Raw genomic sequence first — 12,897 nt, forward strand, 5'->3', positions numbered from 1 at the left:
CACTCCCCCAACCGTCCCCTGACCTCGTCGCTCCGACTCGACCAGTTCTCGCTCCCGTCGTACCTCCTCGCGCCGGAGCAAGGACTGGCTCGAGACATGTGGCCGCCAACGACCGCCCATCCCCCACTCACGACCCAGCACTCGCCCGGCGCAAGTACCCGGGACTGCGCGGGTCCCACACCGCGAGCGCGAGCCCGACCATCGCGACGACCGCCGCGACGACGAGCTGCTCCGTCGACGCGGTCTCCCGGAACGACATCGACCACGGGGTCCACTCCGAGCTCTCACCCGGCGTCACCATCGCCGCGGCGAGCGCGACCACCGCAGGGATGAACACGTACACCGGTCCCGCCAGCGCACCCGTCGCCGCGCAGACCCCGCTGATCAGCAACAGGTTGCGCAGACACGCCGCGAGCGGCAGACCCGTGCCGAGCTGTGCCCCGAGCAGCACGATCCCCCAGCTCACGAGGAGCGTGAGCGCGTAGCAGGCGGCACGCACCAGGACCACCCTCCCGTTGCGGAAGACGACCGGTGTCGGCGCGACGCCCTGCGATATCCCCACCGCGACCGCCATGAGCATGGGCACGACGACGAGCACACGCAGCTGCGGGTTCAGCACGAGCGGCCCGAACTGCGAGATCCGGCCGTCCGGGAACGCCACGGTCAGCACCAGGGCGAGGCCGAGCACCGGCACAGTCGCGTACCACCCCGTCGACGCGAGCACCGCCCTCACCAACCGCAACGGACGCCACGCCCGGGACGAGGTCGCCGGAACCGGCAGACGCCTCGGCGAAGCTCCCTCAGGAGTCGGTCCGCCTCGTTCGGCTCGGACGTCCGGCACGGAGCTCATCGGGACAGCTCGCCGCACGCTCGGAGGTTCGCCATGACGTGCGCGGCGTCGCCCGGCGCAAGCAGCGGCCCCGCTCCTTCGGACGCAGAGGACTGCTCGGGCTCGACGAGCGAGAGCCAGGTGCGCCGGAGCGTCTGGGCGTCCGCGGCGAGCTGGTCCGAGAACGGCGACTCGCCGTTCTCGTCGAAGCAGTGATAGGGCATGACGAGGTCCTGGACGAGCGCCTCCACGTCCATGGCCGCACCGCCCAGCGGCTCGTCGAGCAGGATCTGAGGCCCCTGCCACGAGGTGACGCCGGTGCTCGGGACCTCTCGCACCTCCTGCGGGACGAGGCCGTCGTATCCGGCGGCACGGGCACCGTCGAACAGTCGGGAGAGCTGCGCCACGACCTCGCCCTGCAGACGTGCATGCTCGGGATAGAGGCACACCCGGGAGCCCGAGACGTCCGCGCACAGGTCGGGCGGCTTGCCCGTGTACGTCAACCTGCTGCTCGGCCCGACCGCACTCGCGCCCAGTACCGCACCGACGGCCAGGAGTGCGACCGTTCGATCCGCCATCAGCCGCCCCTTGCCGCGCACGATCCCCGGCCGCGCCATGAGTAGCGCGAGGACGAGCCCTGACAGCAGGGCTGCCTGACTGCCGAGGTACACGAGGTTGTAGCTGCGACCCACGCGTGACACGAGTGACGCACCGGCGTAGAGCAGCGCGATGTGCTCGCTCCGGGTCGCCAGCAGGTAGATGCCGACGAGTGCAGCGAGGGCCGCCACGATCCCGCCCAGCACAGGCCCGAACAGCCGACCGACGAGCGTTCCGGTCGCAGCGAACAGCGTCAGCATCAGCAGCTGGACCCCGACGCCGAGGAGTACCCGCGGGTCGGGCTCCGGCGTCGGCTCGACGAGCACTGCTCCCACGATCACCGCGACGTACACCGCGCCGATGCCGATGGCGTACGCAGACGTCACGGCCGTCCCGGGTGACCGCCACCAGCGGCTCGCCTCGATGTGTCGCACGCCCACGCCCAGTCGAGCCATGTCGATCGCCGCTGCACCGGCGACGACCGGCGCGACTGCTACATGGCCGATGGGGAGCCAGTCGACGATCCAGAGCAGGTCACCGCGCCACGGCGCACCGCGTGTCGCGAGCACAGCCGAGGAGACGAGAGCGACCAGCAGCATCGCCCAGGGCAGCACGCCTTGACGCGCGACGAACCACCATGCGTGCCATGTCCGCACCGCGGCGGCGGACTGGCGCGAACCGTCACGTGGAGGCTCCAGCGCGTCGTCACGACGTGCGCGCGTGGCCGTACCCACGTTCACGCCGGAACCCGATCGCGAACGACGGCGAGGAAGCCACGCTCGACGGCCTCGGACGACACGGTGGCCGCCCCCGCGCGCTCGGCGAGCTCTGCGACGCTTCCCTGGAACACCACGGCGCCTTCGGCGAGGATCATCACCCGTTCCGCCACCGCGGCGACGTCCTCGGCGAGGTGGGTCGAGACCAGGACGGCGCGGTCGCGTCCCAGCGCGCCGATGAGCTCCCGCAGATCTGTCCGCTGCACCGGGTCGAGCCCCACCGTCGGTTCGTCGAGCACGACAACGTCCGGCGAGCCGATCAGGGCATGAGCGACGCCTACTCTGCGGCGCATGCCGCCCGAGAGCGCCCCGAAGCGCCAGCCTGCGCGGTCCTGCAGACCGACTGCCCGGAGCGCGGCGCCGATCTCGGCATCGGTGATCGGCGCCCGCCGGGTGCTCCGGCACCAGGCGGCGAACCGGAGGTAGTCGATGACTCGGACGCGGCGCGGCGCGTCGAAGTCCTGAGGCAGGTAGCCAGGAGCTCGCCCGGGGCTCCCCGACTGCTCAAGCCCGACACGGCCCCTGCTCGGCGCGAGGACGCCGACGACGGCCCCCATGAGCGTCGACTTGCCTGCGCCATTCGCACCGAGCAGTGCCGTCACGCCGGTACCCAGATGGGCGTCGACCGGCCCGAGCTCGAACCTTCCCCGGCGGACCACAAGATCCTCGAGAACAACCATCTTCATCCCCCTGCGACGCGCCGGCCCGCGACGGGCCGGCGCGTCCGTCCGCGACTAGTAGCTCAGGCTGGCGTTCAGGGCTTTGCCGGCGGAACAGACGTCCACGCGGGCCGGGATGTCCAGGCACGTCTTGACGACTGCGTCCACGCGCACCCGGACGGGCTTCATCGTCACCGAGTACGTGTGCACCGGCTGCGAAGCGACGTCGAGCCAGCCGCTGCTCTCGCGCGTGCCGTTGGCGGACTTGGACGACTTCTCGTACGGGCCCAGGTTGCCGATCGCAGCGACGCTCTTGAGGTGGACGTAGACCTTGTGGTCGTCGGCGTTCTGGAGCTTGTACCGCGCGCCGGTCACCTTCGAGGTCGCCGTCGACGAACCCCTCACCGCGAGCCAGCTGCCGTACGTCTTGCCCGTGCTTCCGTACCCCCGTGCGACCTGCGGCGCCGACTTCGTGGCGTAGGCGACCGCTGCCGCGCCCGCCGCCGGCCCGGCCACGGCGAGGCCGACCACGACGGCAATGACCGCCATCACGCGGTGGCGCTTGGACATGGTTGTACCCATCGTTCCCCCTGCTGGTCTCCTGCTCGGGAGCGTCGCAGCTCCGCGACGCCCGCCGGTGAGAACGATCCCATCCGGCTGCTCGGAAAACTAGCGAACGCGCACGAACGGGACACGAGGATCGTCGGCGGCTGTGGATAAGCAGGGGACACTCGCTCCCGTCGAACCCCCCGGCTCTCCGGCCCCAGCCGGTCGGGGCCGGCGCACGTGCTGGGTCACCGAGAGTGCGGGTGCACGAGCATCAGGACGGGTGAGCGACGGGGCGGGTGGTCAGAGGGACTGGCCGCCTGAGGCCTCGATGCGCTGGCCGGTGGTCCACGCCATCGCCGGGGCGGTGATCGCCGCGACGACCCGGCCGATGTCCTCCGGCTCACCAACGCGGCCCATCGCGCTCGCCCCGGCGATCATCGCGCGGTAGCGCTCGTCGTCGCGGATCACCCCGCCGCCGAAGTCGGTCGCGGTGGCGCCCGGCGCCACGGTGTTCACCGCGATCCCGCGCGGCCCGAGCTCCTTGGCGAGGTACCGCGTCCACACCTCGACGGCGCCCTTCATCGAGGCGTAGACGCTGTACGGGCCGCCGCCGGTGAAGCGCGTCAGGCCGGTGGAGACGTTGACGACGTGCCCGCCGTCGCGGAGCATCGGCGCGACGGCCTGCGTGAGCAGCACCGGGCCGCGCACGTGGATCGCGTACAGCGCGTCGACGGCGTCGGCGGTGATCGAGCCGAACGGCGTGTGGCCCGCGACGCCCGCGTTGTTCACGAGCACGTCCAGGCCGGACTCGCCCCAGCCGTCGAGCACGGTGCGCAACGCGGAGGTGAACGCCGCGAACTGCGCGGGCGAGGTGGTGTCGAGCGGGAGCGCCGCGGCGCGGGCGCCCGTTGCCGCGATCTGGGCGACGACCTCGTCGGCCGAGGTCCTGTCTGTGACGTACGTGACGACGACGTCGGTGCCGGCGGCGGCGAGCGCGAGCGCCGCAGCGCGGCCGAGCCCGCGCGAGCCGCCGGTGACGAGTGCGGTGCGAGTCATGATGCGTTCCTTCCCGTGGTGGTCCTGGGTGGTTCCACGGTCGGCCGCGGGCGAGGTCCGATCCAGGCCGCACCTGTCCAGGGATCGGCGATCCCTGGTTCAGCGGGCACCACGGGACGACGATGGCGACATGGACCGTGCCCAGCTCGCCGACTTCCTGCGGGCGCGCCGCGCGGCGCTGCAGCCCGAGGACGTCGGCCTGCCGCGCGGGCCGCGCCGGCGCACGTCGGGGCTGCGCCGGGAGGAGGTCGCGGCGCTGTGCGGCATGTCCGCGGACTACTACACCCGTCTCGAGCAGGGCCGCGGCCCGCAGCCGTCCGAGCCGATGCTCGCCGCCATCGCGCGCGGGTTGCACCTGTCGGTCGCCGAGCGCGACCACCTGTTCCGGCTCGCGGGCCATCACGCGCCCGAGCGGACGAGCCGCGCGGACCACGTCGCGCCGGCGATCCTGCGCATCCTCGACCGCCTTCAGGACACGCCCGCCCAGGTGGTCACGGACCTCGGCGAGACTCTCGTCCAGACGCCCGCCGCCGCGGCCCTGCTCGGCGACCAGACCCGCCACGAGGGCTTCGCGCGGGCCACCGTGTACCGCTGGTTCACCGAGCCCGCGTCGCGTGAGGTCTACCCGGACGAGGATCACGACGAGCGTGCGGCGACGTTCGTCGCCGAGCTGCGGTCCGCGCTCTCGCGGGGCGGCAAGGGGTCACGCGCAGCACGGCTGGTCGACGACCTGCTGGGACGCAGCGAGGAGTTCGCCGCGCTGTGGGCGCGGCACGACGTCGCCGACAAGCACGTGCGGACCAAGCGCCTGCAGCACCCCGAGCTCGGCGTCATGACGCTCGACTGCGAGACGCTGCTCGACACGGACACGGGTCAGCGCCTGCTGGTCTTCACCGCGATACCCGGCTCCCCCGACGGGGACAAGCTGGCCCTGCTGACGGTCCTCGGCCCCCGCCGCGTGCCCGCCTCGTCCTGACCCGCCCAGCCCGGCCGGGCTTCGTCGGCGCACGGCACCGCGCCGGCGCTGCCGCCAGCCGGCGCTGCCGTCCAGCCGGCGCTGCCGTCAGGGGGCGGTGCCGAGCTGGGCGGCGGCCGAGACGTCGTTCAGGACGATCGCGTCGATGAGCTGACGGCACCACGTCAGGACCTCGCGGCCGTGCAGCGGCTTGCCGCCGATCCGCGCGGTCGTCGGGAACGGCACGAGCACCGTGCGCACCGCGGGCTTGAGGACCGAGCCCGGGTACAGGCGCTTGAGCCGCAGCTGCGCGGACTCGGGCAGGTCCAGCGGCGCGAACCGCACGAACTTGCCCTGCGCCGTGATGTCGGACAGCCCCGCCCGACGCGCGTGGTGCCGGAACTGCGCGACCTCGAACAGGTTGTCGACCGCCTCGGGCACGGGTCCGTACCGGTCGACGAGCTCGGCACGCACCTCGCGCAGCGTGGTGTCGTCGGTGGCGACCGCGAGCTTGCGGTACGCCTCGAGGCGCAGCCGCTCGTGCGCGATGTAGTCGTGCGGGATGTGCGCGTCGACGGGCAGCTCGATCGTGACGTCGGGCAGCTCCTCGGGGACGTCGTCGCGGAACGCCGCGACGGCTTCGCCGACCATGCGGATGTAGAGGTCGAAGCCGACGCCCTCGATGTGCCCGGACTGCTCGCCGCCGAGCAGGTTGCCCGCGCCGCGGATCTCGAGGTCCTTCATCGCCACGGCCATGCCGGCTCCCAGGTCCGTGTTGGCGGCGATGGTCTGCAGGCGGTCGTGCGCGGTCTCGGTGAGCGGCTTCTCGGGCGGGTACAGGAAGTACGCGTACGCGCGCTCGCGGCCACGGCCGACGCGCCCGCGCAGCTGGTGCAGCTGGGACAGCCCGAGCAGGTCGGCGCGCTCGAGGATGAGGGTGTTGGCGTTGGAGATGTCGAGGCCGGTCTCGACGATCGTCGTGCAGACCAGCACGTCGAACCGCTTCTCCCAGAAGTCGACGATGACCTGCTCGAGCTGGTGCTCGTTCATCTTCCCGTGCGCGACGGCGATGCGGGCCTCGGGCACGAGCTCGTTGAGCCGCGACGCGGTGCGCTCGATCGACTCGACGCGGTTGTGCACGTAGAACACCTGGCCCTCGCGCAGCAGCTCGCGCCGGATCGCCGCGGAGATCTGCTTCTCCTCGTACGCGCCGACGAACGTCAGCACCGGGTGCCGCTCCTCGGGTGGGGTCGCGAGCGTCGACATCTCCCGGATGCCGGTCACGGCCATCTCGAGCGTGCGCGGGATCGGGGTCGCGGACATCGCGAGCACGTCGACGTTGGTGCGCAGCGCCTTGAGCGTCTCCTTGTGCTCGACGCCGAACCGCTGCTCCTCGTCGATCACGACGAGCCCGAGGTCCTTGAACCGCACCTCGCCGGTGATGAGGCGGTGCGTGCCGATCACGACGTCCACGGACCCGTCCGCGAGCCCGTCGACGATCGCCTTGCTCTCCTTGGCCGTCTGGAACCGCGACAGCGCCTTCACCGTGACGGGGAACGCCGAGTAGCGCTCGGTGAACGTGTCGAGGTGCTGCTGCACGAGCAGCGTCGTCGGGACGAGGACCGCCACCTGCTTGCCGTCCTGCACGGCCTTGAACGCGGCGCGCACCGCGATCTCCGTCTTGCCGTAGCCGACGTCGCCGCACACGAGCCGGTCCATCGGGATCGGCTTCTCCATGTCGGCCTTGACCTCGTCGATCGTCGCCGCCTGGTCGGGCGTCTCGACGAACGCGAACGCGTCCTCGAGCTCGCGCTGCCACGGGGTGTCGGCGCCGAACGCGTGCCCGGGTGTCGCCATGCGCGCCGAGTACAGCCGGATGAGCTCGGAGGCGATCTCCTTGACCGCCTTGCGCGCGCGACCCTTCGTCTTCGCCCAGTCCGAGCCGCCCATGCGGTTGAGGCTCGGGGCCTCGCCGCCGACGTACTTCGTCACCTGGTCGAGCTGGTCGGTCGGCACGTACAGCCGGTCACCCGGCTGGCCGCGCTTGGACGACGCGTACTCGATCACCAGGTACTCGCGCGTCGCCGCCGCGGCTCCCGACCCGATGGTCCGCTGCACGAGGTCGACGAACCGCCCCACCCCGTGCTGCTCGTGCACGACGAAGTCGCCTGCGCGCAGCGCGAGCGGGTCGACGACGTTACGTCGCCGGCTCGGCATCTTGCGCATGTCGCGCGTCGAGGTGCCGGTGCGCCCCGTCAGGTCCGACTCGGAGAACACCGCGAGCTGCAGCTGTTCCGCGACGTACCCCGGCCCGACCGGCGCGGGCACGACGAGCACCACGCCGCCCTCGGGCTCGGCCCCGATCGAGGTGACGAGCCGCGCGGGGCAGTCGGCGGCCTTGAGCTGCTCGACCATGCGCTGCGCGGGGCCGTGCGCCTCGGTCGCGAGGACGAGCCGCCAGCCGGCCTGCTGCAGCGCCCGCACGTCGGCCACGGCGCGCGCGACCTCCCCGCGGTACCGCTCGACGTCCCGCGCCGCGACGACGAGCGTCTCGACGCCGTCCGTCTCGCGCACGGGCGCGTCCGCGTCCTCGTCGCCGGCGCCCGCGTCGAGCGTGAAGCCCGACAGCGTCCACCACCCCAGCCCGCGGACCGCGGACAACGCCCGGACCTCGGCGAACGTCGCGAACGACGCGGCCGACAGGTCGAGCGGGGTCGCGGCGCCGGCGGCCGCCGACGTCCACGCGGCGTCGAGGAACTCCTGCGTGGTCGCCACCAGGTCGTGCGCGCGGCGCCGGATGCGCTCGGGGTCGACGAGCACGAGCAGCGCGTCGTCGGGCAGGAGGTCGAGCACGGGCACCATCCGGTCGACGAGCGCCGGCGCGAGCGACTCCATGCCCTCGACGGCGATGCCCGCGGCGAGCTTGTCGAGCATGTCGATCGCACCCGGGAGCTGCTCGACGAGCGCGGCCGCACGCTCCCGGACCGCGTCGGTCAGCAGGATCTCGCGGCACGGCGGCGCCCACACCCCGTGCTCGGCGATCTCGAGCGAGCGCTGGTCCGCGACCGAGAACCAGCGGATCTCCTCGACGTCCTCGCCCCACAGCTCGATGCGCAGCGGGTGCGACTCGGTGGGCGGGAACACGTCGAGGATGCCGCCGCGCACCGCGAACTCGCCGCGCTTCTCGACCATGTCCACACGGCTGTAGGCGGCGTCGACGAGCCGGTGCGTGAGGTCCTCGAGGTCGACCCGGTCCCCCACGGCGACCTCGACGGGCCGCAGCTCGCCCAGGCCCTCGACGACAGGCTGCAGCAGCGCCCGGACGGGGACGACGAGCACGCGGATCGGCCCGGCCGGGCCGGGCTCGGGCGTCGGGTGCGCGAGCCGGCGGAACACCGCGAGGCGCCGCGCGACGGTGTCCGCGCGCGGCGAGAGCCGCTCGTGCGGGAGCGTCTCCCACGCGGGCAGGACCGCGACGTCGTCGTCCGGCAGGTAGCAGCGCAGCGCGGCCGCGAGGTCGTCGGCATCGCGTCCCGTCGCGGTGGTCACGACGAGCGGGCGCCCCGTGGTGTGCCCGCCCGCCCCGGCGAGCGCCGCGAGCAGCGGCGGCCGCACGCCCGCGGGCCCGACGACGTCCACCTCTCCGCGCGCGGGCAGCGCCTCGAGCGCGGCGGCAGCGGCAGGGTCGGCGAGCAGGGCGGGCAGCAGTCCGGTCAGGTCCATGGGGTCCTTCAGAGCGCGGTTCGGGCACGACGAGCGTGGGCTGCCGCGACGAGCGCGGGCGGGTCTCGCGTGGCGACGAGCGCGACGGACCCGCCCCCACGACGACGTGCGGGCAGCACGAACAGCCCCGGACCGCGCCGACAGGGGCCCTCCGTGGAGCCGCCAGGCCCGCGCGCAGGGAGCCGGTCATCGGCGGCTCAGGGGTGCGGCCTCAGTCTACGAGCGGCCGCCGACATCTCACCCGGGGTCGGTCCGACCGCGGGTGCGGCGGCACCAGCAGACGTCGGCAGCGGACCGCTCAGGGACGCGCGCTGCCCGCCAGCTCGGGGGCACTGGCGCTCCCGTCCAGCGTGGCCAGCGCGCGACGCAGCGCCGTGCTCGAGGTCTGCAGCGTGTACGGGAAGTACACGACCTCGACGCCGACCTCCGCGAACCGCCGCTCGAGCTCCTCGCCCTTCGGGGTGCCGCGCCAGTCGTCGCCCTTGAAGAACACGTCGAACTTCAGCTCACGCCACGTCTCGAGCTTGTCCGGGACCACCTCGGCGTGCACGGCGTCGACGAACGCGATGTGCTCGACGATCTCCATGCGCTCCGCGAGCGGCACGACCGGGCGCCGTCCGCGCGCCTGCTCCAGCATCTCGTCGCTCACGACGCCCGCGATGAGGAAGTCGCAGTGCTCCCGGGCCCGCCGCAGGATGTTCAGATGTCCGACATGGAACAGGTCGTACGCGCCCGGCGCGTACCCCACACGTCCTGCCATGCCGAACCCCCAGGTCACTCGCTGCTCCGGGGCCCTCCCGAACAACAGATCGAGACTAGGTGCTGGTCGGGCATTTCCGACATGTGCGACAGGGTGAATTAACCCGTTTGGCTCGTCGTGGCACGCGCGTGCGTCCGGCTCGTCCGCTCGGGGCGGCCCCAGCGACGTCGACGACTCCTGGTGGCGCCGTACACGTACGACTCCTCCTGCGCGGTCCGCGACCGGTTCAGGACGAGGCCGACGACCCGACCGCCGCCCTGGTGCACGGCCTCGACCGCCCGCGTGAGCTGCGGGCGTCGTGCCTTGCTCGCGTCGACGACGAGGATCAGGCCGGCCACCTGGCGCGAGACCACGACCGCGTCCGCGACGGGCAGCAGCGGCGGCGTGTCGATGAACACCGCGTCGTACTCCTCGGCGACCTGCTCGAGCAGCGCGGCGAACTCCTTGGACGCGAGCAGCTCGCCGGGGTTCGGGGGCATCGCCCCCGACGCGAGCACCGACGGGCCGTCGCCCAGGTGCTGCACCACGTCGTCGAACTCGGCGCGGCCGACGAGGCACTCGGTGAGCCCCGCGGCACCCTCGAGCCCGAGCCGGTCGGCGACCGCCGGACGGCGCAGGTCCGCGTCGATGACGAGCACACGGTCGCCGGCGGCGGCGAACGAGAACGCCAGGCGCAGGTTGGTGTGCGTCTTGCCCTCGCCCTCGACGGCGGACGACAGCGCGAACATGCGCGGAGCACCGCGCTCGCCGACCATCTGCAGGTTCGTGCGCAGGCGGCGGAACTCCTCGGCCTGCGGGCCGTTGAGCACCGCGTCCCCGACGCGCACCTCGAGCTCGGCCTTGCGCACGCCGCGCACCACCCCGAGCAGCGGGACGTCCGTGGCGGTCGCCAGGTCCTCGGGGCGGCGCACGCGCGTGTCGAACGCCTGGCGCAGGTAGGCGGCGGCCAGGCCGATGATCAGGCCGGCGAGAGCGGCCGCCAGCACGTTGCGCTTCGTGTTCGGCGACGCCGGGTACCTCGGCGGCACCGCCTGGTCGACGATCGTCGCGCGGATGGACGCGGTGCCGGCGGTCGTCGTGGGCGACACCTCGGCGATCACGCTCGTCAGCTCGCGCGCCACGGCGTTCGCGATGTCCGCGGCGGCCTGCGGCGAGCTGCTGCTCGCGGCGATGTTGAGGATCGACGTGCCGTTCGCGGTCGTCGCCGAGATCCGGCCGGCGAGCGATCGCGCGGTGGTGCTCAGGCCGAGGTCCTCGACGACCGGGTCGAGCACGATCGGGAGCGTCGCGAGCTGCGCGAACGAGAGCATCTGCGCCTGCGTGTAGCTCGAACCCTGGTTGAGGTCCGACGCCGAGTCCCCCGCGGCGAGCGCGACGAACAGCGCCGTGCGCGCGCGGTACACGGGCTCGGCGCGGTCGGACATGACGTAGATGCCGATCGTGAACACCAGGATCGGCGTGAGCACCCACAGCCAGTGCTTGCGGACGGCACGCACCGCGTCGTGCAAGGTCATCGGTCCCACTCTCTGTCAGAACGCCCGATTCAACCATCGCGACGCGGGACGACGCTTCCGCCGAACGCGCTCATGTTGTGCAGATCCGATGGAGCCGACGCGGCCCGGGCGTCCGGGCGACTCCGAGCCAGGGCGTGCTGCGTGACCGCCAGCCCCGTGACGAACCAGAAGAACGTCGTGAACTGCGTGATGAACGCGACCGAGGTCAGCCCCGGCAGGATCGCGACCACCGAGACGATCGCCGGGCCGCGGTACCCCCGCACGAGCGAGGCGACCGCGGCGAGCGCGCTCGCGAGCAGCAGGATGAGCGGGATCAGCCCGTAGCTGAGCCCGATGAGGATGATCGCCGAGTCGATCGACTCGAACGAGCCGTACGACTGCGTGCCCGCGGCGTCCCGCGCGGCGGCCGACGACCGGCCCAGCCACGTCATCGTCGGCACGAGCGACAGGAGGTCGCCGCGGTACTGCGCGCTGCCCGCGGCCTCGTCGCCCGCGCTGGAGAACACGTCCATCGCGATCGGTGCCGCGATCACGACGCCGACCCCGAGCAGGGCGGCGGTGCCGATCCGGAAACCGCGCGTGACCTCCTTGCCCAGCAGCGTCGCGCACAGCACGATCCCCAGGACGGCCGAGATCATGCCGATGCGGCTGAACGTGAGGACCGCCGCGGACGCGATCGTGAGGATCACGACCGCCTTGACCCACGGCCGCAGGCGCGAGACCCACACGAACGGCACGGACATCGCCAGGCACGCACCGAGCGCGATCGAGTGGCCGAACGCGCCCTCGACGCGCGCCACGCCACCTCGGTACTGGATGCTGCTCCACCCCGAGTACAGGGAGTTCGGGAACGCCAGCCCGACGAACCAGTTGTGCCGCATGACGAACTCGAGGATGCCGAGGACCGCGACGACGAAGAACACCGTCGCGATGCACGTGCTCAGCCAGTCGTGGTCGACGCGCGTGCTGAGCCGGCCGACGAGGTAGGGCAGGCCCCAGCCGATGACGGCCGCGTACGCCTGCGCCAGGCTGACGTAGCCCACGAGGAAGGAGACCGTCACGGCGCCGAGGACCACGATCGTCACGACGTCGTACGTCAGGAGCCGGATCCCCGAGCCGCGCCACAGCGCCACGACCATGGCGAGGCTCAGCATCATGAGCGGCGTGACGAGCACCCCGACCGTGACACCCGCCCACGGCGGCACGAGGCACAGCGCGAGCAGGTACAGGACGTAGGCGACCTGCGGCCGCTGGTGGACGACGAGCGTCATCGCCGCACCCAGCGCTGCCACGAGGAGCATGAGGGCGAGGCCGTCCACGCTCCCTACCCCGGGCATCCGACCTCTCCCACCGCCGACGACGGCTCAGTGTCCACTCGCGGCGGCGGCGGTGTCGAGAGGACGCCCCGCCACGCGGGGCGTCCTGTCGTCACCCGATCTGCAGCGCCCGCACGTCCCGGACCGAGAACACGATCGCGCC

Annotated in this window: 10 protein-coding genes; 1 reads left to right on the forward strand and 9 read right to left on the reverse strand. The window is 72.6% G+C overall.

Annotation, left to right across the window (positions count from 1 at the left end; genetic code table 11):
• Positions 1 to 127: 127 nt before the first annotated feature.
• The 5 genes from CPE01_RS09125 to CPE01_RS09145 form a co-directional block, all read right to left on the reverse strand.
• On the reverse strand, positions 128 to 724 hold the full coding sequence (locus tag CPE01_RS09125) for a hypothetical protein (RefSeq protein ID WP_186811476.1): 597 nt from the start codon (positions 722 to 724) through the stop codon (positions 128 to 130).
• A 122-nt stretch (positions 725 to 846) separates the two neighbouring features.
• Positions 847 to 2,040 (reverse strand): hypothetical protein, encoded by a 1,194-nt coding sequence (locus tag CPE01_RS09130; RefSeq protein ID WP_146806329.1) that lies wholly within the window; start codon positions 2,038 to 2,040, stop codon positions 847 to 849.
• 122 nt (positions 2,041 to 2,162) lie between these two features.
• Positions 2,163 to 2,882 carry an ATP-binding cassette domain-containing protein gene (locus tag CPE01_RS09135; protein WP_146806330.1) on the reverse strand — a complete coding sequence of 240 codons (720 nt, stop codon included), beginning with the start codon at positions 2,880 to 2,882 and terminating at the stop codon, positions 2,163 to 2,165.
• Positions 2,883 to 2,936: 54 nt separating this feature from the next.
• Complete coding sequence (locus tag CPE01_RS09140) at positions 2,937 to 3,431, reverse strand: hypothetical protein (RefSeq protein WP_146806331.1); 495 nt, start codon at positions 3,429 to 3,431, stop codon at positions 2,937 to 2,939.
• Positions 3,432 to 3,710: 279 nt separating this feature from the next.
• On the reverse strand, positions 3,711 to 4,466 hold the full coding sequence (locus CPE01_RS09145) for an SDR family NAD(P)-dependent oxidoreductase (RefSeq protein ID WP_146806332.1): 756 nt from the start codon (positions 4,464 to 4,466) through the stop codon (positions 3,711 to 3,713).
• 130 nt (positions 4,467 to 4,596) lie between these two features.
• Here CPE01_RS09145 and CPE01_RS09150 point away from each other — a divergent pair, with 130 nt between their 5' ends.
• Complete coding sequence (locus CPE01_RS09150; protein WP_146806333.1) at positions 4,597 to 5,442, forward strand: helix-turn-helix transcriptional regulator; 846 nt, start codon at positions 4,597 to 4,599, stop codon at positions 5,440 to 5,442.
• 87 nt (positions 5,443 to 5,529) lie between these two features.
• On the opposite strand, the gene mfd is transcribed toward CPE01_RS09150, so the two are convergent.
• The 4 genes from mfd to CPE01_RS09170 all read right to left on the reverse strand — a co-directional run bounded on the left by mfd (position 5,530) and on the right by CPE01_RS09170 (position 12,737).
• On the reverse strand, positions 5,530 to 9,144 hold the full coding sequence (mfd, locus tag CPE01_RS09155; protein WP_146806334.1) for a transcription-repair coupling factor: 3,615 nt from the start codon (positions 9,142 to 9,144) through the stop codon (positions 5,530 to 5,532).
• A gap of 298 nt (positions 9,145 to 9,442) precedes the next feature.
• A complete protein-coding gene (locus CPE01_RS09160; RefSeq protein ID WP_146806335.1) occupies positions 9,443 to 9,904 on the reverse strand; it encodes an FAD synthase family protein in 462 nt (153 codons plus the stop codon).
• A 98-nt stretch (positions 9,905 to 10,002) separates the two neighbouring features.
• Positions 10,003 to 11,418 carry a tyrosine-protein kinase domain-containing protein gene (locus CPE01_RS09165; protein WP_146806336.1) on the reverse strand — a complete coding sequence of 472 codons (1,416 nt, stop codon included), beginning with the start codon at positions 11,416 to 11,418 and terminating at the stop codon, positions 10,003 to 10,005.
• Between the two features lie 29 nt (positions 11,419 to 11,447).
• The gene (locus CPE01_RS09170) at positions 11,448 to 12,737 is read right to left on the reverse strand and encodes an O-antigen ligase family protein (protein WP_146806337.1); all 1,290 of its coding nucleotides are present in this window, start codon (positions 12,735 to 12,737) and stop codon (positions 11,448 to 11,450) included.
• Positions 12,738 to 12,897 lie beyond the last annotated feature (160 nt).

This window comes from Cellulomonas persica (assembly GCF_007989825.1).
Lineage (GTDB): Bacteria > Actinomycetota > Actinomycetes > Actinomycetales > Cellulomonadaceae > Cellulomonas > Cellulomonas persica.

Coding starts and splice junctions, on each gene's coding strand:
- CPE01_RS09135 (WP_146806330.1), bottom strand. CDS start 2,882: ATGGTTGTTCTCGAGGATCTTGTGGTCCGCCGGGGAAGGTTCGAGCTC.
- CPE01_RS09140 (WP_146806331.1), bottom strand. CDS start 3,431: ATGTCCAAGCGCCACCGCGTGATGGCGGTCATTGCCGTCGTGGTCGGC.
- CPE01_RS09145 (WP_146806332.1), bottom strand. CDS start 4,466: ATGACTCGCACCGCACTCGTCACCGGCGGCTCGCGCGGGCTCGGCCGC.
- CPE01_RS09150 (WP_146806333.1), top strand. CDS start 4,597: ATGGACCGTGCCCAGCTCGCCGACTTCCTGCGGGCGCGCCGCGCGGCG.
- mfd (WP_146806334.1), bottom strand. CDS start 9,144: ATGGACCTGACCGGACTGCTGCCCGCCCTGCTCGCCGACCCTGCCGCT.
- CPE01_RS09160 (WP_146806335.1), bottom strand. CDS start 9,904: ATGGCAGGACGTGTGGGGTACGCGCCGGGCGCGTACGACCTGTTCCAT.
- CPE01_RS09165 (WP_146806336.1), bottom strand. CDS start 11,418: ATGACCTTGCACGACGCGGTGCGTGCCGTCCGCAAGCACTGGCTGTGG.